The 23530-nt window shown below is 72.6% G+C and carries 25 protein-coding genes; 16 read left to right on the forward strand and 9 right to left on the reverse strand.

The features are described 5' to 3' along the window. Position 1: 1 nt before the first annotated feature. From EI169_RS02900 to EI169_RS02935, 8 genes are read left to right on the forward strand one after another with little or no spacing between them, the layout of a single operon-like run. Positions 2 to 1012, forward strand: a complete 1011-nt coding sequence (locus EI169_RS02900; RefSeq protein ID WP_125130836.1) for an alpha/beta hydrolase — start codon at positions 2 to 4, stop codon at positions 1010 to 1012. 38 nt (positions 1013 to 1050) lie between these two features. Next, positions 1051 to 2322, forward strand: coding sequence for an endo-1,4-beta-xylanase (locus EI169_RS02905; RefSeq protein ID WP_125130838.1), 1272 nt, complete (start codon positions 1051 to 1053; stop codon positions 2320 to 2322). Further along, the gene (locus tag EI169_RS02910; RefSeq protein WP_125130840.1) at positions 2319 to 3572 is read left to right on the forward strand and encodes a D-arabinono-1,4-lactone oxidase; all 1254 of its coding nucleotides are present in this window, start codon (positions 2319 to 2321) and stop codon (positions 3570 to 3572) included. The genes EI169_RS02905 and EI169_RS02910 overlap by 4 nt, the downstream gene beginning before the upstream one ends. Further along, positions 3569 to 4450, forward strand: a complete 882-nt coding sequence (locus tag EI169_RS02915; RefSeq protein ID WP_125130842.1) for an aminoglycoside phosphotransferase family protein — start codon at positions 3569 to 3571, stop codon at positions 4448 to 4450. Before EI169_RS02910 ends, EI169_RS02915 begins: the two co-directional genes overlap by 4 nt. Before the next feature lie 53 nt (positions 4451 to 4503). Further along, positions 4504 to 5331 carry a MetQ/NlpA family ABC transporter substrate-binding protein gene (locus EI169_RS02920; protein WP_205783862.1) on the forward strand — a complete coding sequence of 276 codons (828 nt, stop codon included), beginning with the start codon at positions 4504 to 4506 and terminating at the stop codon, positions 5329 to 5331. After that, a complete protein-coding gene (locus EI169_RS02925; RefSeq protein WP_205783865.1) occupies positions 5328 to 6359 on the forward strand; it encodes an ATP-binding cassette domain-containing protein in 1032 nt (343 codons plus the stop codon). Before EI169_RS02920 ends, EI169_RS02925 begins: the two co-directional genes overlap by 4 nt. Beyond that, entirely contained in the window at positions 6356 to 7024 is a 669-nt protein-coding gene (locus EI169_RS02930) for a methionine ABC transporter permease (RefSeq protein WP_125130844.1), read from the forward strand. The genes EI169_RS02925 and EI169_RS02930 overlap by 4 nt, the downstream gene beginning before the upstream one ends. Before the next feature lie 26 nt (positions 7025 to 7050). Then, positions 7051 to 8187 (forward strand): aminotransferase class I/II-fold pyridoxal phosphate-dependent enzyme, encoded by a 1137-nt coding sequence (locus tag EI169_RS02935; protein WP_164515411.1) that lies wholly within the window; start codon positions 7051 to 7053, stop codon positions 8185 to 8187. 15 nt (positions 8188 to 8202) lie between these two features. On the opposite strand, the gene EI169_RS02940 is transcribed toward EI169_RS02935, so the two are convergent. After that, entirely contained in the window at positions 8203 to 8925 is a 723-nt protein-coding gene (locus EI169_RS02940; protein ID WP_125130848.1) for a DUF72 domain-containing protein, read from the reverse strand. Further along, positions 8922 to 9410: a MarR family transcriptional regulator gene (locus EI169_RS02945; protein ID WP_164515412.1), complete on the reverse strand. Its 489-nt coding sequence runs from the start codon at positions 9408 to 9410 to the stop codon at positions 8922 to 8924. Before EI169_RS02945 ends, EI169_RS02940 begins: the two co-directional genes overlap by 4 nt. A gap of 162 nt (positions 9411 to 9572) precedes the next feature. Between EI169_RS02945 and EI169_RS02950 the strand changes: the two genes are divergently transcribed. Continuing rightward, positions 9573 to 10124, forward strand: a complete 552-nt coding sequence (locus tag EI169_RS02950) for a MarR family transcriptional regulator (RefSeq protein ID WP_125130852.1) — start codon at positions 9573 to 9575, stop codon at positions 10122 to 10124. Positions 10125 to 10204: 80 nt separating this feature from the next. Continuing rightward, positions 10205 to 10453, forward strand: a complete 249-nt coding sequence (locus EI169_RS02955; RefSeq protein ID WP_125130854.1) for a hypothetical protein — start codon at positions 10205 to 10207, stop codon at positions 10451 to 10453. Position 10454: 1 nt separating this feature from the next. On the opposite strand, the gene EI169_RS02960 is transcribed toward EI169_RS02955, so the two are convergent. After that, positions 10455 to 10766, reverse strand: coding sequence for a hypothetical protein (locus tag EI169_RS02960; protein WP_125130856.1), 312 nt, complete (start codon positions 10764 to 10766; stop codon positions 10455 to 10457). Positions 10767 to 10876: 110 nt separating this feature from the next. On the opposite strand from EI169_RS02960, the gene EI169_RS02965 reads away from it, so the two are divergent. After that, entirely contained in the window at positions 10877 to 11194 is a 318-nt protein-coding gene (locus EI169_RS02965) for an ATP-dependent DNA ligase (protein ID WP_125130858.1), read from the forward strand. Here EI169_RS02965 and EI169_RS02970 read toward each other — a convergent pair. Next, positions 11176 to 11517: a hypothetical protein gene (locus EI169_RS02970; protein WP_125130860.1), complete on the reverse strand. Its 342-nt coding sequence runs from the start codon at positions 11515 to 11517 to the stop codon at positions 11176 to 11178. The two genes, EI169_RS02965 and EI169_RS02970, sit on opposite strands and share 19 nt — an antisense overlap. A gap of 129 nt (positions 11518 to 11646) precedes the next feature. Here EI169_RS02970 and EI169_RS16505 point away from each other — a divergent pair, with 129 nt between their 5' ends. Next, positions 11647 to 11799 (forward strand): hypothetical protein, encoded by a 153-nt coding sequence (locus EI169_RS16505; RefSeq protein WP_164515413.1) that lies wholly within the window; start codon positions 11647 to 11649, stop codon positions 11797 to 11799. A 6-nt stretch (positions 11800 to 11805) separates the two neighbouring features. On the opposite strand, the gene EI169_RS02975 is transcribed toward EI169_RS16505, so the two are convergent. Then, the gene (locus tag EI169_RS02975) at positions 11806 to 12999 is read right to left on the reverse strand and encodes an ROK family transcriptional regulator (protein ID WP_125130862.1); all 1194 of its coding nucleotides are present in this window, start codon (positions 12997 to 12999) and stop codon (positions 11806 to 11808) included. An 85-nt stretch (positions 13000 to 13084) separates the two neighbouring features. Between EI169_RS02975 and xylA the strand changes: the two genes are divergently transcribed. Both xylA and xylB read left to right on the forward strand, forming a co-directional pair. Further along, positions 13085 to 14272: a xylose isomerase gene (gene xylA / locus EI169_RS02980; RefSeq protein WP_125130864.1), complete on the forward strand. Its 1188-nt coding sequence runs from the start codon at positions 13085 to 13087 to the stop codon at positions 14270 to 14272. A 100-nt stretch (positions 14273 to 14372) separates the two neighbouring features. Beyond that, entirely contained in the window at positions 14373 to 15770 is a 1398-nt protein-coding gene (gene xylB, locus EI169_RS02985) for a xylulokinase (protein ID WP_125130866.1), read from the forward strand. A 142-nt stretch (positions 15771 to 15912) separates the two neighbouring features. Here xylB and EI169_RS02990 read toward each other — a convergent pair whose 3' ends face one another. Genes EI169_RS02990 through EI169_RS03005 form a run of 4 tightly spaced genes read right to left on the reverse strand, consistent with a single transcriptional unit; the run spans position 15913 to position 21402 of the window. Next, positions 15913 to 18162, reverse strand: a complete 2250-nt coding sequence (locus tag EI169_RS02990) for a glycoside hydrolase family 3 N-terminal domain-containing protein (protein WP_125133293.1) — start codon at positions 18160 to 18162, stop codon at positions 15913 to 15915. Between the two features lie 56 nt (positions 18163 to 18218). Continuing rightward, positions 18219 to 19091 (reverse strand): carbohydrate ABC transporter permease, encoded by an 873-nt coding sequence (locus EI169_RS02995; RefSeq protein WP_240640752.1) that lies wholly within the window; start codon positions 19089 to 19091, stop codon positions 18219 to 18221. 5 nt (positions 19092 to 19096) lie between these two features. Next, positions 19097 to 20098: a sugar ABC transporter permease gene (locus EI169_RS03000; protein WP_240640577.1), complete on the reverse strand. Its 1002-nt coding sequence runs from the start codon at positions 20096 to 20098 to the stop codon at positions 19097 to 19099. 17 nt (positions 20099 to 20115) lie between these two features. After that, entirely contained in the window at positions 20116 to 21402 is a 1287-nt protein-coding gene (locus tag EI169_RS03005) for an extracellular solute-binding protein (RefSeq protein WP_125130872.1), read from the reverse strand. 155 nt (positions 21403 to 21557) lie between these two features. On the opposite strand from EI169_RS03005, the gene EI169_RS03010 reads away from it, so the two are divergent. Both EI169_RS03010 and EI169_RS03015 read left to right on the forward strand, forming a co-directional pair. Beyond that, positions 21558 to 22559 (forward strand): LacI family DNA-binding transcriptional regulator, encoded by a 1002-nt coding sequence (locus EI169_RS03010; protein ID WP_125130874.1) that lies wholly within the window; start codon positions 21558 to 21560, stop codon positions 22557 to 22559. A 165-nt stretch (positions 22560 to 22724) separates the two neighbouring features. Then, on the forward strand, positions 22725 to 23420 hold the full coding sequence (locus EI169_RS03015) for a GTP pyrophosphokinase family protein (protein ID WP_125130876.1): 696 nt from the start codon (positions 22725 to 22727) through the stop codon (positions 23418 to 23420). Positions 23421 to 23530: the final 110 nt, after the last annotated feature.

Below are 23530 nucleotides of genomic sequence, written 5' to 3' on the forward strand. Positions count from 1 at the left end.
CGTGACCGCGCGCCCGCCCCTGGACCCCGAGATCGCGGCGGCCCTCGCCCGCACGCCCGGCGTCGTCACGGCGCTGCACCCGGGCGAGATCGCGGGGCTCCGCGCCCGCGCGCAGCCGCCGACGGAGGCCGATGTGACCGCCCACGGCCGCCGCACCCTCGAGCGTCTGCGGATCGACGGCGCGGACGGCCACGGCATCGACGTCGCCGTCGCCCGCCCGGCCGACGCGCGCGGCGCGCTGCCCGTGCTCGTCCACGTGCACGGCGGCGGCCTCGTCGCCGGAACGCTCCTCGACGACCTCCCGGCCGCAGCGGAGCTCGCGGGCGACCTCGGCATGGCCGTCGTGTCGACGGACTACCGTCTCGCCCCCGAGCATCCGTTCCCCGCCGCGATCGACGACGTCGTGGCCACCGTCCGATGGGTCGCGGCGGACGGGCCGGCGCACGGGCTCGACCCCGATCGCGTCGTCATCGGCGGCGTGAGCGCGGGCGGCGGTCTCGCGGCGGCGGCGGCGCTGCGCCTGCGCGACGAAGACGGTCCGGCGGTCCTCGGCCAGCTCCTGGTGTGCCCGATGCTCGACGAGCACAACGACTCCTCCTCGGCCGCGCAGATGGCCGGCGCCGGCGCGTGGGACCGCACCGCCAACGAGACCGGATGGTCGGCGTACCTCGGCCGCGAGCGCCGCGACGTGAGCCCGTGGGCGTCCGCCGCCCGCGCGACCGACCTCTCGGGGCTGCCGCCGGCGTTCCTCGACGTCGGCTCGGCCGAGACGTTCCGCGACGAGGTGCAGCGGTACGCCGCGGGCCTGTGGGCCGCCGGCGGCGACGCGGAGCTGCACGTGTGGGCGGGCGGCGTGCACGGCTTCGACGCGCTCGCACCCGACGCGGCGGTCAGCCGCGCGGCGCGCGCCGCGCGAGCGTCGTGGCTGCGCCGCATCCTGGCCCGCGCCGAGGGCCTCGCCCTTCCGTCGGGCGAGGGCCGACGCCGCAGCGCTCCGGCCCCGATACGCTGACAGGGCGGCCGCCCCCCCCGGGTCGCGAGAGGAACTCCATGGCCGATCTCGCCCACCGGCGCACTCGCGCGCGCGTCCGGGTCACGGATGCGGCGGGACGGCCCCTCGCCGGCGTGCCGGTGACCGCCGAGCACGTGAGCCACGCCTTCGCCTTCGGCAACATCGGATTCGACCTCGTGCCGTGGATCGGCGGCCCGTCGCCGTTCGCCGGAAGCGCCGAGGAGCCGATCGATGCGGCAGCCGCCGAGACGATCGCCGCGCGCTTCCTCGACGTCTTCAACGCCGTGACGCTGCCGTTCTACTGGCGCTGGTACGAACCCGAGCCCGGCCGCGCCGACGACGCGCGCCTGCGGGCCACGGCCGAGTGGTTCGCCGCACGCGGCGTCACCGTCAAAGGACACCCGCTCGTGTGGCACACGCTCACCCCGCCGTGGCTGAGCGCGCTCGAGGACGCGGCGGGCGATGCCGCCGTCGAAGACGCGATCCGCGCGCGGATCCGCGCGGTGGCAGGCGGCTTCGCGGGCGTCGTGGACCAGTGGGACGCCATCAACGAGGTCGTGATCCTCCCGGTCTTCACGGCGGAGGACAACGCCGTGACCCACCTCGCGCGGAGCAGGGGGCGCGTGAAGATGGTGCGCATGGCCTTCGAGGAGGCGCGCGCCGCCGATCCGGCCGCTCGGCTCGTGCTCAACGACTTCGACCTGTCGCCCACGTACGAGCAGCTCATCGCCGAGTGCCTCGACGCCGGCATCGCGATCGACGCGATCGGACTTCAGACGCACATGCACCAGGGGTACCGGGGCGAGGAGCAGATCACCCGCATCCTCGACCGCTTCGCCCGGTTCGGACTGCCCCTGCAGCTCACCGAGACCACGCTGGTCTCGGGTGACCTCATGCCGCCCGACATCGTCGACCTCAACGACCACATCGTCGACGAGTGGCCCTCAACCCCCGAGGGGGAGGCGCGCCAGGCTGACGAGATCGCCCGCCACTACCGCACCGTCTTCGCCCACCCCGCGACCGAGTCCCTCACTTACTGGGGTATGACGGACGCGGGCGCGTGGCTCGGCGCCCCCGCCGGCCTGCTGCGCGCCGACGGCTCGCCGAAGCCCGCGTATGACGCGGTGCGTACGCTCGTGCGCGGCGAATGGGCGACGCCGCCGCAGCATGCCGTCACCGACGCCGACGGCATGCTCGTCGTCGAGGGCTTCGCGGGGCGGTACCGCCTCGTGACGCCGCGCGCGTCCGTCGAAATCGACCTGCCCGCGGGCCAGGTCGACGCCGCCATCCGAGAGGAGAACCCCGCATGATCGGCACGAACTGGTCCGGCAACATCGCGTACCGCGCCGCCGAGCTGCAGAGCCCGCGCTCGGTCGCCGAGGTCGTCGACCTCGTGCGCGCCGCCCCCGCCGTCAAGGCGCTCGGCAGCCGCCACTGCTTCAACGACATCGCGGATACCGCGGGCGTCGCGGTGTCGGTCGCCGAGCTGCCGCGGGAGATCCGGGTCGACGAGGAGCGCCGCGTCGTGCGTGCTCCGGCGGGCCTGCGTTACGGCGACATCAGCCCGGAGCTGGATGCGGCGGGGTGGGCGCTGCCGAACCTCGCGTCGCTCCCGCACATCTCCCTGGCGGGCGCCATCGCGACCGGCACGCACGGCTCGGGCGACGCGGTGCCCTCGCTCGCGGCGTCGGTCGCGGGAGTGGAGATCGTCACCGCGGACGGCGACGTGCGGATGCAGCGCCGCGGCGACGCGGACTTCGCCGGCACGGTGGTGTCCCTCGGCGCGCTCGGCGTCGTGACGGCGGTCGAGATCGACATCGTGCCGCGGTACGAGATCGCGCAGACGGTGTTCGACGGGCTGCCGCTGGCCTCGGCGCTCGAGCACTACGACGAGATCACCGCCGTCGGCTACAGCGTGTCGATGTTCACGACGTGGCGGGATCCCGACGTCATCGACCAGGTGTGGGTCAAGCGGCGCGCCGACGAGCCGGGCGCGCTGCCCGGCGACCTCTTCGGGGCGCGACCGGCGGCTGGGAAGCGGCATCCGCTGCCCGGCGTGGATCCGCTGTTCTGCACGGAGCAGGGCGGTGCGCGCGGCCCGTGGTACGCGCGCCTTCCCCACTTCAAGCTCGAGTTCACGCCGTCCAACGGCGACGAGCTGCAGTCCGAGTACCTGCTGCCGCGCGCGCACGCGGTCGCCGCGATCGAGCGCGTCCGCGCCCTCGCGCCCGACCTCGCGCCGCTCGTGCAGGTATGCGAGCTGCGCACGGTCGCCGCCGACGACCTGTGGCTCTCGCCCGCGGCCGGCGCGGCGACCACGGGCATCCACTTCACGTGGGTGCCCGACCAGCCCGCGGTCGAGGCGTTCCTGCCGCGGCTGGAAGCGGCGCTCGAGCCGTTCGGCGCGCGCCCGCACTGGGGCAAGCTGTTCGACGTGGCCGCGGCGCGCGAGCGCGTCCCCGACCTCTACCCGCGGTGGCGCGACTTCGCGGCACTCCGCGAGCGGTGGGACCCGCGTGGCGTCTTCCGCAACGATTTCCTCGCGCGCCTGGGGCTGTGACCGACGGCGCGGTCGACACCGCCGCGCTGACGAGCGACCTCGTCGCGCGGCTGGTGGCCGAGCAGTTCCCGGCGTGGGCGGAGCTGCCGGTGCGGCCGGTCGCGCTCTCGGGCAACGATCACCGCATGTTCCGTGTCGGCGACGCGCTGACCGCGCGGCTCCCGAGTCACTCCGGCTACATCCCGCAGGTGCCGAAGGAGCAGGACGCCCTCTCGCGCCTGGCCCCCCACGTGCCGCTGCCGATCCCGGTCCTGCACGGCCGCGGGCGCCCGAGCGCGCTGTTCCCAGCCCCGTGGTCGGTGCTCGGCTGGATCGACGGGACGCCCCTGAGCGCCGCATCCGTCGACGACGACGACGCCCTCGCCGGCGCGCTCGCCGACTTCCTGCGCGACCTGCGGGCGGCTCCGGCCGCCGGCGGACCCGCGCCCGGCCCGCACTCGGCGTTCCGCGGCGGGTCGGTGGCGCGCTGGGACGACGAGGTGCAGGCGCTCCTTCCGCAGCTGTCCGGGCGCGAGCTCGACGCCGCGGCGGGGATGTGGCGCGACGCGGTCGCCGCGCCGTACTCCGGCCCCGCGGTGTGGGTGCACGGCGACGTGGCGGCCGGCAACCTGCTCGTGCGCGAGGGCCGGCTCGCCGCGGTGCTGGACTTCGGATGCGCCGCGGTCGGCGATCCCGCGTGCGACGCCGTGCCCCGCTGGACGTTCCTGGCGGGCGGCGCGGCCCTCCGCTTCACGCGCGAGCTCGGCGTCGACGACGCCACGTGGGCGCGAGGCCGCGGGTGGGCGCTGTGGAAGGCGCTCATCATGCTCTCGCACACGGTGCCGGGCCAGGCGGAGTTCGCCCGCCGGGTGCTCGACGCGCTCATCGCCGACCGCTGAGCGCGCACCGCGCACCGGCGGATTGTTGCCGTCTGTGACGCCCCGGCCCGCCCGTGCGCGCCCTGTTCGCCACCACCGCCGCGCTCGCCCTGCTGCTCACCGGCTGCGCCGGCGCCGCCCCCGCCGCCCCGGCCGACGCCGCGGACAAGACCGAGATCACGATCGGCTTCAACCCCGGGCCGTACCTGCAGATGTTCCAGGAGGGGATCCAGCCGATCCTCGAGGAGGAGGGCTACTCGGTGAAGACCGTCGACTTCACCGACGGCATCGTCGTGAACGTCGCGGTGGACTCCGGCGAGATCGACGCCAACATCATGCAGCACCCCGTCTACCTCGAGTTCGTCAACGCGCAGGAGGGGCTCGACAACGCGCCGCTCGTGCAGATCCCGACGCCGCGCATGGGCCTGTTCGGCGGCAAGAAGTCCGACCTCGACGACGTCGCGGACGGTTCCACCGTGACGGTGCCGAACTCGCCGTCCAACCTGTACCGCGCGCTGCTGATCCTGCGCGACGTCGGCTGGGTGGACTTCGACGACATCGACGACCCCAACACCGCTGACCTGTCGATCATCACCGACAACCCGCACAACCTGAACATCACCGCGATCGAGAACGCGCAGCAGGTGCCGGCGCTGCAGGACGTGGACTACGCCGTCATCCAGGGGAACTTCATCATCGCGGGAGGACTCGACTACGGCGACGCGCTGGCCGTCGAGGACCAGCCGACGCAGTTCTCCAACGTGGTCACCGTGCGCGGCGCCGACGTCGACGCGGACTGGGCGCAGGCGATCAAGGCGGCGTACGAGTCGCCGGAGTTCGTCGACTACATCCGCTCGAACCCGCAGTACGACGGCTACAACCTCCCCGCCTGGTTCGAGTGACCGCCGACGCGACGGGCGCGATCGTCTTCGACGCCGTCTCCAAGCGGTTCCCGGGCCGCGGCGGCGGCACCGCCGCCCTCGAGGACGTGTCGCTCGAGATCGCGCCCGGGTCGGTGTTCGGCGTCATCGGCTACAGCGGCGCGGGCAAGTCGACCCTCATCCGGCTCGTCAACGGCCTCGAGCAGCCCACGACCGGTCGCGTGATCGTCGACGGGGTGGACATCGGGCGACTCCGCGGACGCGCCCTGCGTGCCGCCCAGAAGCACACCGGCATGATCTTCCAGCAGTTCAATCTGCTCGAGACCGTGCGCGTCCGCGACAACGTCGCCCTGCCGCTGCGCCTCGACGGCGTCGCGGCGGGAGCCGCGCGCGCCCGCGCCGAGGAGATGCTCGAGTTCGTCGGGCTCGCCGACAAGGCCGACTCCTACGCGGCGGAGCTCTCCGGCGGGCAGAAGCAGCGGGTCGGCATCGCCCGCGCACTCGTGCGCAATCCCCGCATCCTGCTCGCCGACGAGGCGACGAGCGCGCTCGACCCCACGACGACCGCGCAGATCATCGATCTGCTCCGCCGAGTGAACGCGCAGTACGGCACGACGATCCTCGTGGTCACGCACGAGATGGACGTGATCAAGGACCTCGCGCACGACGTCGCCGTCATGGCCGGCGGGCGCGTCGTCGAGCGGGGCAGCGTGCTCGAGACGTTCCTGCATCCGCGCGCCGACATCACCCGTGACTTCGTGACCACAGTGGTCCCGCAGGGCGTGCCGCGGCGCGTCGTCGAGCACCTCGGCGGCGGCGGCCTGTGGCGCCTGCTGCTGCTCGACGAGGAGGTCACCCAGCCGCTGGTCTCCACGCTCATCCGCGACCTCGACGTGTCGGTGAACATGCTCCACGCCGACATGACCGAGATCCAGGAGCACACGATCGGACAGATGATCGTGCACGTGACCGGCGACCCCGACAGGGTGAGCGCGGCGCGCCGGTACCTGTCCGAGCGCGTGGTGGACGTGCAGGACGTGGTCGCATGAGCGGCGACCGCTGGACCCTCATCACGCCCGACATCTACCTCCGGGCGCTGGGCGAGACGCTCCAGATGCTCGGGGTGTCGCTCGTCCTCGGATCGATCCTGGGCGTGATCATCGGCGCGGTCCTCGCCGTCACACGTCCGGGCGGGGTGCTGCCGAACCGCGGCGTCAACCTCATCCTCGGCGTCGTCGTGAACGTCGTGCGCTCGCTGCCCTTCATCATCCTGCTCGTCGCGATCCTTCCCTTCACGCGCTTCCTCGTCGGCACGAGCATCGGCGTCTGGGCGGCGATCGTGCCCCTGACGGTCATGGTGGCGCCCTACATCGGGCGGCTCGTGGAGAACTCGCTGCTGGAGGTGCCGCGCGGCGTCGTCGAGGCGGCGCGCTCGATGGGGGCGACCCCGCTGCAGGTCTTCGTGCGGTTCCTGCTGCCCGAGGCGCGCGGGTCGCTCATCCTCGCCGTGACGATCGCGACGGTGGGCCTGATCGACGCGACGGCCATGGCGGGCACGGTGGGGGCCGGCGGCATCGGCGACCTCGCGCTGTCGTACGGCTATCAGCGGTACGACGGCTTCGCGATGGTCATCACCGTGATCACGCTCATCGCGCTCGTGCAGGGGATCCAGATCGCCGGCTCCGCCATCGCGCGGCGGTTCCGACGGCGATGACGGCGGAAGTGCGCGCGGCTGCGCGGGTGGCGGGCCTTCCGGCGAACTTCTGGGGCGCGATGGACCGCGAGATCGTCCGACTCGCCGCGGAGCCCGGCCCGGCGATGATCGACGTGTCCAAGGGGAACCCCGACCTGCCGACGCCCGAGCACATCGTGGCAGCCATGCAGGCCGCCGTCGCCGACCCGCGCAACCACGGCTACCCCTCGTACGCGCCGCGTCCGGCGCTGCGTCGCGCGGTGGCGCTGCGCTACCGCGAGGACCACGGCGTCGACCTCGACCCCGACACCGAGGTGGCCGTCGCCCACGGCTCGCACGAGGCGATCCTCGGTGCGGTCATGGCGTTCGCCGACCCCGGCACCGCCGTGGTAGCCCCCGATCCCGGGTATCCGCTCTACACGTCGGCCGCGCACCTCGCCGGAGCGCACGTCGTCCCCCTGCCCCTCGCGCCACCCGCGTATCAGCCCGACCTCACGGCGACGCTGCCCGCGGCGGCCTCCGTCGTGCTCCTGAACTACCCGCACAACCCCACCGGCGCCCTGGCCACGGCGCAGACGTTCGCGGATGCCGCCGACTACGCCACCCGGGCCGGTGCCGTGATCGTGCACGACTTCGCCTACGCGTCGCTCGGGTTCGACGGCCGGCGGCCGCTGTCGGCGCTCGCCGTCCCCGCGGCGCGCGAGTGCACGATCGAGGCGCAGACCCTGTCGAAGACGTACAGCATGGCCGGCTGGCGCATCGGGTTCGCCGCGGGCCGCGCCGAGCTCGTCTCGGCGGTCTCGCGCTACCAGGCGCACGCGTTCAGCACCGTCGCGGGTGCGACGCAGGACGCGGCGGCCGCGGCGCTCTCGGGCGACCAGACCGCGGCCCGTGATCTCGTCGCGCTCTACCAGCGCCGCCGCGATGTCGTCGTCGCGGGACTGCGGCGCGCGGGATGGGACGTCACGGTGCCCGAGGGCTCGTTCTTCGTGTGGGCGCGCGTGCCCGGCGACGTCGATGCGTCCGAGACGGCCCGGCGCCTCCGCGAAGAGGCGCGCGTCGCCGTCGCCCCCGGCGACGGGTTCGGGCCGGGAGGGCGCGGTCACATCCGGATCGGGCTCGTCCGCGACGAGCGCGTGCTCGCCGAGCTCGTCGAACGACTCGTCGCGTTCACGCGGCACTGACGGCGGACGCCGACGTCAGCCGAGCGCGTCGCGCAGACTTCTCGCGTTCTGCACGGCGTGGCCGCCGATGTCGTTGTTGAAGTAGGCGTACACGTCGCGTCCCTGGGCGAGCCACTCGCGGATGCGGGCGGCCCACCACGTGATCGCCGCGTCGTCGTACGAGCCCTGGTACAGCGCGTCCGTCGGCCCGTGCAGGCGCACGTACACGAAGTCGGCGGTGGCGCGCAGCTCGCACGGCAGACCCGCGCCGCTCATGACGCAGTAGGCGGCGCCGTGCGCGGCGAGCGTCGCGAAGACCTCCTCGGCGACCCACGACGGATGCCGCAGCTCCACGACCGGACGCGCGCCGAGGGGGAGGTCCGCGAGGAACGCGGCCAGCCGGGCGTCGTCGCGGACGTCGCCCGGCGGGAGCTGGGCCAGCAGGGGCCCGCGCCGAAGCCCCAGGGCGTCCAGGCCGGCGGCGATCCGCTCGCGCCACTCCGGCGTCAGCACGAAGTGACGTGCGTGCGTGACTCCACGGGGGGCTTTGACGCTCATCTCGAACCCGTCGGGCAGGCGGTCCCGCCACGCAGCGAAGCGCTCGGGGCGCGGCCAGCGGTAGAAGCTCGCGTTGAGCTCCACGGTGTCGAACTCGGCGGTGTAGCGCGCGAGCCGGTCGCGCGTGCCCGGCTCGTAGAGGACCCCGCGCCAGTGGTCGTAGCTCCAGCCCGAGGTGCCGACCCGGGCGCGGGCGGTCATGCCGTGGGCGGAGCGGGGGCGGATGCCGTGGCGGTGGCCTCGGCCAGGTAGTGCTCCTCGGCGCGGTGCAGCTCCTCGAGGAAGTCGACGACCGTGCGGCGCTCGTGGGCGTTCAGGCGCGCCGCGGCGAAGGCGACGGCCACGCGCCGGACGGCGAGCAGGCGCCTCGCCGGCGATCCCGGAGGCACCGTCGCGCGCACGATGATGCTGCGCCGGTCCTGCGGGTGCGGCTCGCGTGCGACGAGCCCCGCCTCCGCGAGGCGGTCGATGAGCGCCGTGGTGGCGGCGGAGGAGATGCCCAGCAGCTCAGCGAGCTCGCGCGGGGTCACGTCGCGCGCCTCGAGATCCAGCAGGTGCCGCAGGACCGTGGCGTCCTTCGGTCCGATGCCCAGGGCCGACACGGTGGCGCGGTCGACCTGCGCCTCGACGCCCGTCAGGTCGTCGAGCGCTTTGACGACGTCATCCGCCGATGCGGTGTGCCTCACGCTCGTCTCGCGATCTTCCCTAGGCATCCGAGATAGTCCGATGCCGATCTTCTAGCCTACCGATCAATGCATCGTACTCCTGCACGCCGTGCGCCGCGGAGGGGGTTGCGCACGCGTGCCGCGGTCGGACGCGCGCCGGCGGGCCTGACATAGGATGCGGTCGTGGAAGAAACGCGGACCGACTCCTCGCGCTACTGGTACGGCGCGAGCGAGGAAGACCGTCGACGCCGCGCCGTGGAGGTGCTCGAGGCGTTCCGCCTGTACCGCGCCGCCGAGGTCGCGATGCGTCGGCGCACGCGCGAATCGATGTCGATGGGGGAGAACGAGCTTCTCGTCCTGCGGTATCTGCTGAAGGCCGACCGCGCGGGCCGTTCGGTGTCGCCGAGCGAGATCACGCGGTACCTGGGCGTCTCGACGGCCTCGACGACGGCGATCATCGACCGGCTCGAGAAGTCCGGCCACGTGACGCGGGTGCCGCATCCGTCCGACCGCCGCAGCATCCACATCGTCGCGACGGCCGCGTCCGACGCGGAGGTGCGCGCGACGCTGGGCAGGATGCACGAGCGGATGATGTCGGCGGTCCTGGACATGACGCCGGAGGAGAGCGCGATCGTCATCGCGTGCCTCACGCGGCTGCAGGAAGCCGTCGACGAGGTCGACCCGCACGCCGAGGCCGCCGCCCCCGCACGCGAGACCGTCGACGTCGAGATCTGAGCGACCGCGGTCGCTCGCTCGCCGTACTACCTGCGTCGTGAACATTCGCTTTACCGAAGCGCGCGTGAAACGATTGCGGCATGGCTGACGACGGGACCGGTGCGGGCAGTGCGCCGAGTGCGCACGACGCGTCGCTGTCGATCGACGACGTCGAGGTCGTGACCTTCTCCGCCGTCGTGGCCCGCCTCGTGGCCGCGTACCCGTCGCTCTCGGCCGCCCGCATCGAAGGGGTCCTGCTGCGCGAGTGGGAGGCCTTCAGTGCCGGCCGGCCGATCGTGGTGCCGGTGGCGGTCGAAGCGGGCGTCCGCGAGGTCCTCGACGCCGGCTGACTCAGTCGGCGCCCTCGCGCGGCTCGCCCACGAGCAGCAGTCCGCCCGACGAGTTCGCCGAGTTCGCGAGCTCCTCGATCCAGCGCCTGCTGAGCATCGCCGGCTCGGGGTCGTCGAAGACGAACCGCAGCGGGATCGACGGATGCAGCCACACGGTGCTGCGCCCGGGTTCCTGACCCTCGCCGTGCGTCCAGGACAGCGTGAAGCTCTCGCCGCGGCGCAGCTTGGTCGCGATGACGACCTTCAAGTGGGCCAGGGCCCGATCCTCGATCTCGATGGGGGTCGCCGAGTCGCCGTAGAAGATCGTTCCCACGTGCCCACGCTACGTCGCGCGATCACGGGTGCCCCGGGGGCTTGCACTCGCGCGGCCCGGTGGCGTACAGACGGCGGGAGGAATCGTCGGCGTGCGGATAGGCTCAGCGCATGGGCAGATTCATCTACGACACCATGGCGAACTCGGTCGACATCGACGACCGCACGCTCGCGCATCTCCGGATCGTCGTGATGAACAAGCTGCGCCGCTCCGAGTCGTTCATGTTCGACGTGGAGGTGGGTGACGGAAGCGGCCGGCGCAGCTACTGGATGCACCCCTCGGTGCCGATCCAGTTCCACTTCTTCGGCAGCCGCAGCCCGCGCATCAATCGCGTGTGGGTCGAGGAGCTCATGCTCGTCGCGAGCGGTCCGAATGGACTGATGATCACGCCCGAGCCCTCCGACGAAGGTCACGTCGAAGAGGGCTGACCCTCTTCCCGCGCGGGCGCGCCGCCGGTCTGCTCGGGCACGAGCATGATGCCGCCGGACGAGTTCGCCGAGGTCGCCAGGTCTTCGATCCACGCGCGGCTGAGCAGCGTGGGCTCCTCGTCGTCGAAGACGAAGCGGAGCGGGATCGACGGGTGCAGCCACAGCGTGCTGCGTCCGGCGGCCTCGCCCTCGCCGTGACGCCACGAGAGCGTGAAGCTCTCGCCGCGACGGAGCTTCGTCGCGATGACGACCTTGAGGTGGGCGAGGGCCCGGTCCTCGATCTGCACCGGAGTTCCGGAGCCGCCGTAGTAGATGGTGCCCATGTCCGCGAGCCTACCCGCGCCGCCGCATCGACCGTCACGACCCCCGGCTACGCCCACGGTCGGGGGCTGTCAAGGGGATGCGCCGGGGCCGCGCGACTGCGAACCTGAACAGGACCGGAAGGAGCACTCGTGAGCGTACGGCCGGAACAGCCCGCAGCCGGTGAGGGCGACCCCACCGAGGCCGCCGCCGATCCCGCCGACGCCTTCGCGGGCCTCACCGGCATCGAGGTCGTCGACGGCGAGCTGCTCCCGAGTCAGCGTCCGCGCCAGCGCGACTCCTGAGACGGCTCACGCGGCGGGTGACTCGCCGCGCGCGAGGGCCGCAGGATCCTCGAGCAGTGGTTCGAACGCGGCCTCCGCAGCGCCGATGAGCAGGCGATCGGCACCGAGCGAGGCGACGCGGATGTCGAGGCCCTCGGCGTTGGCGGGCATCGACTGCCGCGCGACCGCATTGTGCAGGGCGGGCATCTCCAGCTCGGCGAGGGTCGCGAGGAATCCGCCGAGCACGATCACCGACGGGTTGAGGACGTTCACGGCGTTGGCGAGGGCCGTCGCGAGGATGCGGCGCTGACGGTCCACCTCGGCCGCCACCGCCGTGTCGTCGGCCCGCGCCCGCAGCGCCGCGTCGAGGCCCGCCTCGTCGGCGCCGGGGAGCCCGACCGCCGCGAGCAGCCGCGCACGGCTCACCTCGTCCTCGAGCACGCCCCCGGGTGCGCGGCGGTCGGCGTCGGCGACGATGCCCGGGCGGTTCTGGCCGAACTCGCCCGCGTAGCCGCCCGCGCCCGAGACCGCGATCCCGCCGACGACGAGCCCGCCGCCGATGCCGCTCGCGCCACCGTTGAGGTAGACGACGTCGTCGATGCCCTGGGCGGCGCCGAACCGGTGCTCCGCGAGGATGCCGAGGCTCGCGTCGTTCGCCACGGTCGTGGCGATGCCGGTGGCGTCGGCGAGCAGGGTCCGCAGCGGCACGTCGGTCCACTCCAGGTGCGGCGCCGTGCGCACGACGCCGTCGGCGCCGCGCACGAGCCCGGGCACGGCGGCGCCCAGTCCGCAGATCGCCGCATCCGCCAGTTCCGCCTCGCGCCAGCTCTCGATCTGGCCGCGGACGAGCTCGGCGATCTCGGCGGGCGACACGAGGTGGTCGAGCTCATGTCGGGCGCGCGCGACGATGCGGCGATCCAGGCGCACCGCCGCGATCTCCCACGCGTCCACCTCGGGGTTGACCGCGATCGCGACGACCTCGGGGCGCGTCTCGACGGTGGGCGAGGGGCGTCCGACGCGCCGCTCGGGCGTGGGCGCGCCCTCGCGCACGAGGCCGAGGTCGACGAGCTCGGCGACCAGGTCGGCGATCGTCGAGCGGTTCAGGCCCAGCTCGGTGGTGAGGGTCGCGCGGGAGGCGGGGCCGCCGACGTGGACGCGTCGGAGCAGTCGGCCGAGATTGTGCGCGCGCACCTGCTCGACCCCGGTGCGGGGCAGGCTCATCGCCCCAGGGTAGCGAGTTGACCCCGATCCGTCCGCGCTATAGGTTGTCTCTGGCAACAATTTTCGACGAGGAAAGCGCGCACCCATGCCCACTCCCACTCCCGCGGACAAGTTCTCCTTCGGTCTCTGGACCGTCGGCTACAACGGCACCGACCCCTTCGGCGGCCCGACCCGGCCCGCTCTCGACGTCGTCCACGTCGTCGAGAAGCTCGCCGAGCTCGGCGCCTACGGCCTCACCTTCCACGACGACGACCTGTTCGCGTTCGGCTCGAGCGACGCCGAGCGGCAGACGCAGATCGACCGCCTGAAGGGCGCGCTCGAAGCGACCGGCCTCATCGTGCCGATGGTCACGACCAACCTGTTCTCCGCCCCCGTGTTCAAGGACGGCGGCTTCACCAACAACGACCGCGACGTGCGCCGCTTCGCGCTGCGGAAGGTCTTCCGCCAGCTCGACCTCGGCGCCCAGCTCGGCGCGAAGACGTTCGTCATGTGGGGCGGTCGCGAGGGCGCCGAGTACGACTCGGCCAAGGACATCCGCGCCGCGCTCGAGCGCTACCGCGAGGCCGTCAACATCCTCGGCCAGTACGTCGTCGACAAGGGCTACGACATCCGCTTCGCGATCGAGCCGAAGCCGAACGAGCCGCGCGGCGACATCCTGCTGCCCACGCTCGGACACGCGATCGCGTTCATCGACTCGCTCGAGCGTCCCGAGCTCGTGGGCCTGAACCCCGAGGTCGGCCACGAGCAGATGGCGGGCCTGAACTTCGCCGCCGGCATCGCGCAGGCGCTGTACCACGGCAAGCTCTTCCACATCGACCTCAACGGCCAGCGCGGCATCAAGTACGACCAGGACCTCGTGTTCGGCCACGGCGACCTGCACAACGCCTTCGCCCTCGTCGACCTGCTCGAGAACGGCGGCCCCGGCGGCGTGCCCGCGTACGACGGCCCCCGTCACTTCGACTACAAGCCGAGCCGCACCGAGGACGAGACCGGCGTGTGGGAGTCGGCCGCGGCCAACATGCGCACCTACCTGCTGCTCAAGGAGCGTGCGGCCGCGTTCCGCGCCGACCCCGAGGTGCAGGAGGCGCTCGCCGCCGCGAAGGTCGACGAGCTGTCGGTTCCGACGCTGAACGAGGGCGAGACGTACGAGGACTTCCTCGCCGACCGCTCGGCGTACGAGGACTTCGACGCGTCCGTGTACCTCGGCGGCAAGGGCGGCGGCTTCGTGCGGCTCCAGCAGCTCGCGACGGAGCACCTGCTCGGCGCTCGCTGACACCTGACCTCTCGAGTGTCCGCGACACGCCCTGTTCCTCCGGATGCAGCGGCGTGTCGTGGACACTCGACGTGACACCCGCAGAAAGGGGCGCACCGCGATGACGCTGGTGGCCGGAGTCGACTCGTCGACGCAATCGTGCAAGGTCGTGATCCTCGACGCCGACACGGGGCTGCTCGTGCGCGAGGGGCGCGCGTCACATCCCGACGGCACCGAGGTCGACCCCGAAGCGTGGTGGCACGCCCTCCAGGCGGCGATCGCCGACGCGGGCGGCCTCGACGACGTCGCGGCCGTCGCGATCGCCGGCCAGCAGCACGGCATGGTCGCGCTCGACGCGCAGGGTCGCGTCATCCGCCCGGCTCTCCTGTGGAACGACACGCGCTCGGCGCAGGCCGCCGCCGACCTCGTGCGCGAGGTGGGCGCCGAGGCGTACGCCGCACGCACGGGCGTCGTGCCGGTCGCGTCCTTCACCGCGAGCAAGCTGCGCTGGCTCCGCGACGCCGAACCTGAGAACGCCGCGCGTGTGGCCGCGGTCGCGCTGCCGCACGACTGGCTCACGTGGAGGCTGCGGGGCTTCGGGCCCGACCGGCCCGACCTCGACGAGCTCACGACCGACCGCTCCGACGCGTCGGGCACCGCGTACTGGGGCGCGGACGGCTACGACCGCGACCTGCTCGCCCGCGCCCTCGGGCACGACGCGATCCTGCCGCGCGTCATCGGGCCAGGGCAGAGCGCGGGCACGACCCCCGGCGGCGCGGTCGTCGGCGCCGGCGCGGGCGACAACGCGGGAGCGGCGCTCGGGCTGGATGCGGCGCCGGGCGACGTGGGCGTGTCGATCGGCACGTCCGGCACGGTCTTCGCGGTGACCGAGGCGCCCGTGGCCGACCCCACCGGGACGGTCGCCGGGTTCGCGGATGCGGCGGGCGCCTGGCTGCCGCTCGTGGCCACGCTCAACGCCGCACGGGTGCTCGACGCGACCGCGCGCCTGCTGGGCGTCTCGCACGACCAGTTCGCCGCGCTCGCGCTCGAGGCCGAGCCCGGCGCGGGCGGCGTCGTGCTGGTGCCGTGGTTCGAGGGCGAGCGCACCCCCAACCTGCCGACCGCGCGGGCCTCGCTCGCCGGCCTGTCGCTGGGCAACACGACGCGCGAGAATCTCGCGCGCGCCGCCGTCGAGGGCATGCTCGCGGGACTCGCGACCGGCATGGACGCGATCCGCACGCTCGGCGTGACGGCCGAGCGCGTGCTCCTCGTGGGGGGCGCGGCCCGCAGCGCCGCGGTATCGACCATCGCGGCGCAGGTCTTCGACGTGCCCGTCGCCGTCCCGGCGCCGGGGGAGTACGTCGCGCTCGGCGCCGCCCGGCAGGCGGCCTGGACGCTGCGCGGCGAACGGCCGGCATGGGGCATCGCGTGGGAGCGGGACGCCGCATCCGACCCGCGCCCGGAGATCCGCGAGGCGTACGACCGCGTGGCCGCGCAGCGCGCCGCCGAGCTGGCCTGACGCCCGCGACGACCCGGAGCTCCCTTCGCGGTCGGCGCTCATCCGCTCCACACCACGGCCACGTACATGTCCGTCCTCGACGGAGACACCGGGGCCCTCCTTCGCTCCGGCGGGGGAGGGCCCCGGCGCGTCCGGGTGCCGGCTACAGCGGAGCGGGCACGGCCGCCGCGACGGACGAGGTCGCGATGCGGGCGTCGGCGGGGGAGATCGGATGCACCGCCCCGACGAGCTCCACCGTCGCCGTCGCCTCGCGGTCGGCGCACGAGGGACCGACCCACAGCTCGATGCGGCCAGGCTCCACGATGCGGCGGCCGTCGCGCCCGGCGAACGCGAGCCGCGATGCCGGCACCGTGAACGTCACGCGCGCGGCCTCGCCCGCGGCGAGCTCGACCCGTCGATACGCGACGAGCTGCGCGACGGGGCGCGTCATGCTCCCCACGACGTCGTGCGCGTAGAGCTGCACGACGTCGGCGCCCGCGCGGTCGCCCGTATTGCGCACCGTCACGGCCGCCTCGAACGACTCGCCGGCGGTGACGCGGTCGGCGACGACGAGATCCTCGTGGGCGAACGTCGTGTAGCTCAGGCCGAAGCCGAACGGCGCGGCGGGCGTCGGGTCGGCGCTCGTGATCTCGCTCGGTCCGCCCAGCCGCGGATGCAGGTACGTGTACGGCTGCGCGCCGGCCGACCGGGGGAGCGAGACGGGCAGGCGCCCCGAGGGGACGATGCGCCCCGACACGACGCCCGCGATCGCGTCGGCACCCTCCTCGCCGGGGAAGAAGGTCTGCACGATCGCGGCGGGTGCCGCCGCTCCCGACAGCGCCCAGCCGATGGCGTAGGGCCGACCGGAGACGACGACGAGCGCGACGGGCGTGCCGGCGGCGACGACCTCCTCGACGAGGCGGCGCTGTGCGCCCGGCAGCTCGAGGTCGTCGACGTCGTTGCCCTCGCCCACGGTGCCGCGACCGAACAGCCCCGCGCGGTCGCCCACCACGACGACCGCGAGGTCGGCGCCGCGCGCCGCGGCGACCGCCTCGGCGATGCCGGCGGGGTCGTCGCCCTCGACCTCGCACCCGCGGGCGGTCGTGACCGCCGCATCCGGGAACTCGGCGCGCAGCGCGTCGAGCACCGTGGGGATGCGGATGCCCAGCTCCACCTCGGGGTGGTGCGCGAGCACGTGGTTGGCGAACGAGTAGCACCCCATGATCGACTCGGAGGAGTCCGCGTTCGGGCCGATCACGGCGAGCCGGCGGATCGTGGCGGGCGCGGCGGGGAGCGCGCCGTCGTTGCGCACGAGCACGACCGACTCGGCCGCCAGCCGGCGCGCGATCTCGCGGTGATGCGGCGCGTCGAGGTCGACGGCCGTGGGCGGCTCGGCGAACGTCTCGTCGAGCAGTCCGAGCTCCTCCTTCTGCGTCAGCACCCGCAGCACCGCGGCATCCAGCGCGCCCTCGTCGAGGCGACCGTCGCGGATGCGGTTGAGCAGCGGCTCCGCGAACGCGTCGCCGGTGGGCAGCTCGACGTCGATGCCCGCGGCGAGCGCCAGTTCGGCGGCCTCCCCGAGGTCGGCGGCCACGCCGTGCGTGGACTGCAGGAACGCCACCGAGAAGTAGTCCGACACGACCGGGCCGTCGAAGCCGAGCTGCTCGCGCAGCACGTCGCCGAGGTAGTGCGGGCTCGCCGCGACCGGCTCGCCGTCGATCTCGGCGTACGAGTTCATGACCGATCGCGCGCCGCCGTCGCGCAGCGCCATCTCGAAGGGCGGCAGCAGCACGTCGGCGAGCTCCCGTGGGCCGGCGTGCACCGGGGCGTGGTTGCGCGCCGCCTGCGACGCGGAGTATCCGACGAAGTGCTTGAGCGTCGCGTGCACGCCCGCCGACTGCAGCCCGCGCACGTACGCGGTGCCGATGGTGCCGACCACGTACGGATCCTCCGCGATGCACTCGTCGACCCGGCCCCACCGGGGGTCGCGGATGACGTCGAGGACCGGTGCAAGGCCCTGGTGGATGCCGAGCTCGCGCATCGAGGCCCCGATGGCCGCGGCCATCTCCTCGACGAGCTCCGGGTCGAACGACGCGCCCCACGCGAGCGGGGTCGGGAAGGTCGCCGCGCGCCACGCCGCGAGCCCCGTGAGGCACTCCTCGTGGACGATGGCGGGGATGCCCAGCCGCGTCTGCTCGCGCAGGCGCCGCTGCTCCGCCCACAGCCATGCCGCCCGCTCCGCCGGGTCGACGGGCCGCGTGCCGTACACGCGCGTGAGGTGGCCGAGACCGTGGGACGTGGCATCCGCGTACCGCGTCGTCGTCACCATCTCGTTCGCGAGGGGGGCGACGACCTCGCCGCCCTGATCGACCCAGTAGCCGACGAGCTGCGCGGCCTTCTCCTCGAGCGTCATGCTCTCGAACAGGGCGCGCACGCGCGCGGATGCAGCGGTCCGGGGGTCGTTCACGGTCAGCCCTTCACGGCGCCGGTCAGACCGCCGACGATGCGACGCTCGAACAGGCTGAAAAAGATCAACGCGGGCAGCATCGACAGCGACGTGAACGCGAGGACGCGCGCGGTGTCGACCGAGTACTGCGACGAGAAGGCCTGCACCCCCAGGGGGAGGGTGAAGGTCGCCTCGTTGTTGAGGATGAACAGGGGGAGGAGGTACGCGTTCCAGCTGCCGATGAAGGCCAGGATGCCCACGGTGATGACGCCGGGCACCGCCAGGCGCAGCACCATCCGGAAGAAGAACCCGAGCCGGCCGCAGCCGTCGATGTAGGCCGCCTCCTGGATTTCGTCGGGGATCGCCCGCAGGAACGGCACGAGGATGATGACGGTGGTCGGCAGCGCGAACGCGATCTGCGGGAGGATGACGCCCGGCAGCGAGTTCATGAGGCCGAGCGTGCGCACCACGATGTACAGCGGCGTGATCGCGACGGTGATCGGGAACATGAGCCCTGCGGCGAACAGCGCGTAGAGCACGCCGCGGCCGCGGAAGCTGTAGCGCGCGATCACGTAGCTGGCCATGAGGCCGAGGGCGACCGCGCCGACGGTCGTGGCGAGGGCGGCGATCGTGGAGTTGCCCACCTGTGTCCAGAACTGCCCGCTCGTGATGACGCTGGCGTAGTTCTCGAAGTTCCACGGGTCGGGGAAGCCCGCCGGGTCGACGGTGATCGCCGAGTTGGAGCGGAACCCGCCGATGATGATGTAGATCACCGGACCGAGCATGAGGGCGATGACGACGAGGGCGACGAAGTACACCAGCGGGGAGCCCCACGGCAGCTGGGCGCGGGCCGCTCGGCGCCCGCGCGACGCCGGCGCGGTCGTCGTGAGGGTCATGGTGCTCATTGCGCACCCTTCTCTGTGATGGCTCCGGCCGTGTCGCGGCGGAGCACGAAGCGCTGGTAGATCAGCGCGACGACGAGGGAGATGACGAAGATGACGACGGCGACGGCGTTGCCGTAGCCGAAGTTCCCGGCGTTGCGGCCGGTCGCGACCATGTAGATGGCCATCGTGTTCGTGCCCGCCACCGACGAGACGTACTGGCCCCAGACGATGTAGACGAGGTCGAACAGCTGCAGCGCGCCGATGATCGACAGGAACGCCCAGATGCGCAGCGTCGGGGCCAGCAGCGGCAGCGCGATGCGGCGCTGGATCTGCCAGTACGACGCGCCGTCGATGGCCGCGGCCTCGTACAGCTCCTCGGGGATGCCCTGCAGGCCCGCGAGGAAGAGGATGACGGCGAAGCCGACGTACTTCCACGTGAGGATCGCCATGAGGGTCCAGATCGCGATGCCGGGGTTGGAGAGCCAGTCCTGCTGCAGGCCGCCGAGCCCGATCTTCTCGAGGAGGCCGTTGGCGGCGCCGTTGGTCGACAGCAGCAGGCTGAAGCCCGTGCCGACGACGACCTCGGCGATGACGTAGGGCACGAAGATGAGGACGCGGATCAGCGACTGCCCGCGCATCTTGCGGTTCAGCAGCAGCGCCAGCAGGATCGCGATCGGGCCCTGCAGCACGAGCGACGTGACGACGATGAAGCCGTTGTGCAGCAGCGCCTGCTGGAAGTTCGGATCGCTGAAGATGACGAGGTAGTTCTTCAGCCCGACGAATTCGGTGGCCGGCCCGAAGCCCGACCAGCGGAAGAAGCCGTAGTAGGCGGCCATCGCCACCGGCAGGATCACGAAGCCGAGGAACATCAGGGTGGCGGGCCCCGCGAGCAGGAGCACCTCGAAGCGTCCCGCCCACGTCAGGCCGCGCCGCCGGCGCCCCGCCCGCGGCACCGACGGGGGCGGCGTGGTGCCGCCCCCGTCGTGGTGCGCGAGATCCGGAGCGTCCGTGGCGGACATCTCGCGTACGGTCATGATCAGCCCTGCGCGCCCGCCGCGTTGACGGTCTTGATGAGCTCGTCAGGCGAGCTGTTGCCGGCGAGGAGATCCACGACGGCCACGTTGAGCGCGTTGCCGACGTTCTGGCCGAGCACCGTGTCCAGCCACTGCGAGACGAACGGGGCGCTGTTGTAGGCCTCGAGGATCTGCTTGAGATACGGCTCGGTGACCGCCTCCTGGGCGACGGAGTTCACGGGCGGCGACTGGAAGGCGGCGTAGTACGCCTTCTGCTGGTCGGCGCTCGCGACGAAGTTCAGGAAGTCGGCGCACTCCTGGGGTGCCTGCGCGGCGCACGAGTAGCCGTCGACGCCGCCCATCATCGAGCCTGGCTCGCCCTGACCGCCGGAGACCTCCGGGAAGGGGAACCACGCCAGGTCGGGGAGGGGCTTCTCATCGGGGGTGAGGGAGGCGATCACGCCCGGGTCCCACGCGCCCATGAGCTCCATCGCGGCCTGACGGTTCGCGACGAGGCCGGCCGAGCTGCCTGCGCCCTGCTGGGCGGTCGTGGTCAGGAAGCCGTCGTTGAACGGCTCGATGGCGGCGAAGTCCTCGAGGTCTTCGGCGGCCTTGAGCCAGCAGTCGTCGCTGAAGTCCTTCGAGTCGCCGGTCTTCTCCAGCACCTCGGGGCTGCACTCGCGCAGCGCGAAGAAGTAGTACCAGTGGGCGGCGGGCCACGCGTCCTTGGCGCCGAGGGCGATGGGGGCGATGCCCGTGGTCTTGAGCTGCTCGACCGCGGTCTTCAGCTCGTCCACCGTGGTCGGGTTGGTCGTGATGCCCGCGTTGGTGAACGCGTCCTGGCTGTAGAAGAACCCGCCGGGCAGGACCGAGAGGGGCATGGCCCACACCTTGTCCTGATAGGTCTCGGCGGCGAACGAGCCTTCGGAGATCTGGTCGCGGATGTCATCGGAGATCTTGTCGCTCAGGTCCATGAGCTGGCCCGCGTTGGCCATCGCCGCGAGCTTGCCGCCGCCGCGCTGCAGGAAGATGTCCGGCGGGTCGCCGGCGTTCAGCGCCGTCTGCAGCTTGCCGTCGAGATCCTCGTTCTGCACCGACTGCATCGTGATCTTGACGTTGGGGTTCTCCTCCTGGAACGCCGCGATCGCGTCCTTCCAGAACTGCTGGCCGGGGCCCGTGGTCGAGTTCTGCCAGAGCGTCATCTCGACCGTGCCGTCGGCCGACCCCGAGCCGCCGCCCGAGCACGCGCTCAGCGCGAGCGCGCCGGCCGCGAGGGCCATCGCCCCCGCCGCGAACCGTGTGGTCCTCATGTGATCACCTATCTCCTCGTTGAGAGCCGCCTCGATCATCGAGGGGCCGATGTTGTCGCGGGCGTGTGCGGTGCCCGGCTCAGCCAGTGTGCAAACGGTCGCGTCTTTCGTCAAACGTTTTCGAAAATGTTTTCCGTGCCGCTACGATCCGTCCTATGCATCGTCGCGCCACCATCCACGACGTCGCGGCTGCGGCGGGTGTCTCGGTCGCGACCGTCTCCAAGGCCGTCAACGGGCGCTACGGCGTGTCCGCCGAGACCGTGCAGCGCGTGCTGGCCGCCGTGTCCCAGCTCGGGTACGAGTCGAGCCTCGTCGCCAGCAGCATGCGCGCGCGGCGGACGGGCGTGATCGGCGTCCTCGTCGCCGGTTTCGAGCCGTTCTCCGCCGAAGTGCTGAAGGGCGTGGGCGGTGCGCTCCGCGACTCGCGGCTCGACCTGCTCGCGTACAGCGGCTCGCAGGTCATGACCAACGAGGGGTGGGAGCGCCGCTCGCTCAGCCGTCTGAGCGGCACGCTCGTGGACGGCGTCATCATGGTCACGCCCTCTGTCGTCAACGTCAGCGCCGACGTGCCCGTCGTCGCGATCGACCCGCACACGGGCCCTGCCGACCTGCCGACGGTCGAATCCGACAGCTTCGCCGGTGCGCGCCAGGCCGTGTCGTACCTCATCTCCCTCGGCCACCGGCGCATCGGCTTCGTCGCCGGCCGGCCCGACCTGCGCTCCTCGATCGCGCGCGAGGCGGGCTACCGCCGTGCGCTGGAGGACGCCCGCATCCCGTTCGACCGCACGCTCGTGGGGGTCGGCCGCTACAACGAGGACATCGCCCGCGAGGCGGCGACGCGGCTGCTCGCACGCCACGATCGCCCGACGGCCGTGTTCGCCGCGAACGACGTGTCGGCGCTCACGGTCGTGCGCGTCGCGGGGGAGCGGGGCCTGTCCGTGCCGGATGACCTCTCCGTCATCGGCTTCGACGACATCCCGGATGCGTCGCAGTCGACGCCGGCGCTGTCCACCGTGCGGCAGCCGATGCAGCGCCTCGGCGCCGAGGCGCTGACGATGCTCCTCGAGCTCATGGGGGGCGGCGCGCCCGCGCAGACGCACCTGCGGCTGCCGACGCAGCTCGTCCCGCGCGCGACGACCGCACCGCCGCCGGTCTGACCGCCACCTGACCGCGCCCGCCCCGCCGCCCAGAACAGGCGAATCGGCCGGATGCAGTACGAATTCACGTGACACGTACTGATCTCGGCCGATTCGCCCGCTCCTCGGGTGCGGGAGATGTGGGTTTTCAGGGGGCTCCTAGCCCGGATGCGTAGCGTGCGGGGCATGCCCGACCCGCTCGCCGCGCCCGTGCCCATCTCGCCCGAGGACGAGGAGATCACCGTCTCGGGCGCCGCGCTGCGGGCGATGCGCGACGAGTTCCAGCGGTTCCTCATGGAGTACCGCTTCGGCCTCGCGGAGGTCGAGACGAAGATCTCGATCCTGCGCGAGGAGTTCCAGGAGATGCACGCCTACAACCCGATCGAGCACGTCTCCAGCCGCGTCAAGTCGCCCGACAGCCTCGTCGAGAAGGTGCGGCGCAAGGGCATCGACGCCGACTTCGCATCGGTGCGCGACGGGATCACCGACATCGCGGGCATCCGCATCACGTGCAGCTTCGTCGCCGACGCCTACCGCCTGTTCGACCTGCTCACGCAGCAGGACGACATCACGGTGCGCGAGGTGAAGGACTACATCGCGCACCCGAAGCCCAACGGCTACAAGAGCCTGCACGCGATCGTGGAGGTGCCTGTTTTCCTGTCGACGGGGCGGGTGGCGGTGCCCGTCGAGGTGCAGTTCCGCACGATCGCGATGGACTTCTGGGCGAGCCTCGAGCACAAGATCTACTACAAGTACGACCGTCAGGTGCCCGACGAGCTGCTCGCCGACCTGAAGTCGGCGGCCGACACCGCCGCCGAGCTCGACGCGCGGATGGAGCGCCTCCACCGCGAGATCCGCGGCGTCGGCGTCCTCCCCCTCTGACCCGCCGGGCCGCCCGCCCCCGGCAGCACGAATTCAGGCTGGACGCCGCCGGGCGGCCGGGATCGGCGGCGTGTCGGACCGATCGGCCATGCGCAGCCTGAGTTCGTGTA

The sequence above is a fragment of the Microbacterium sp. 10M-3C3 genome, from assembly GCF_003931875.1.
In the GTDB taxonomy this organism is placed as follows: domain Bacteria; phylum Actinomycetota; class Actinomycetes; order Actinomycetales; family Microbacteriaceae; genus Microbacterium.

Coding starts and splice junctions, on each gene's coding strand:
- EI169_RS02955 (WP_125130854.1), top strand. CDS start 10,205: ATGGCTGACGACGGGACCGGTGCGGGCAGTGCGCCGAGTGCGCACGAC.
- EI169_RS03000 (WP_240640577.1), bottom strand. CDS start 20,098: ATGTCCGCCACGGACGCTCCGGATCTCGCGCACCACGACGGGGGCGGC.
- EI169_RS02970 (WP_125130860.1), bottom strand. CDS start 11,517: ATGGGCACCATCTACTACGGCGGCTCCGGAACTCCGGTGCAGATCGAG.
- xylB (WP_125130866.1), top strand. CDS start 14,373: ATGACGCTGGTGGCCGGAGTCGACTCGTCGACGCAATCGTGCAAGGTC.
- EI169_RS02965 (WP_125130858.1), top strand. CDS start 10,877: ATGGGCAGATTCATCTACGACACCATGGCGAACTCGGTCGACATCGAC.
- EI169_RS03010 (WP_125130874.1), top strand. CDS start 21,558: ATGCATCGTCGCGCCACCATCCACGACGTCGCGGCTGCGGCGGGTGTC.
- EI169_RS02975 (WP_125130862.1), bottom strand. CDS start 12,999: ATGAGCCTGCCCCGCACCGGGGTCGAGCAGGTGCGCGCGCACAATCTC.
- EI169_RS02910 (WP_125130840.1), top strand. CDS start 2,319: ATGATCGGCACGAACTGGTCCGGCAACATCGCGTACCGCGCCGCCGAG.
- EI169_RS03005 (WP_125130872.1), bottom strand. CDS start 21,402: ATGAGGACCACACGGTTCGCGGCGGGGGCGATGGCCCTCGCGGCCGGC.
- EI169_RS03015 (WP_125130876.1), top strand. CDS start 22,725: ATGCCCGACCCGCTCGCCGCGCCCGTGCCCATCTCGCCCGAGGACGAG.
- EI169_RS02990 (WP_125133293.1), bottom strand. CDS start 18,162: ATGACGCTCGAGGAGAAGGCCGCGCAGCTCGTCGGCTACTGGGTCGAT.
- EI169_RS02930 (WP_125130844.1), top strand. CDS start 6,356: ATGAGCGGCGACCGCTGGACCCTCATCACGCCCGACATCTACCTCCGG.
- EI169_RS02905 (WP_125130838.1), top strand. CDS start 1,051: ATGGCCGATCTCGCCCACCGGCGCACTCGCGCGCGCGTCCGGGTCACG.
- xylA (WP_125130864.1), top strand. CDS start 13,085: ATGCCCACTCCCACTCCCGCGGACAAGTTCTCCTTCGGTCTCTGGACC.
- EI169_RS02940 (WP_125130848.1), bottom strand. CDS start 8,925: ATGACCGCCCGCGCCCGGGTCGGCACCTCGGGCTGGAGCTACGACCAC.
- EI169_RS02995 (WP_240640752.1), bottom strand. CDS start 19,091: ATGACCCTCACGACGACCGCGCCGGCGTCGCGCGGGCGCCGAGCGGCC.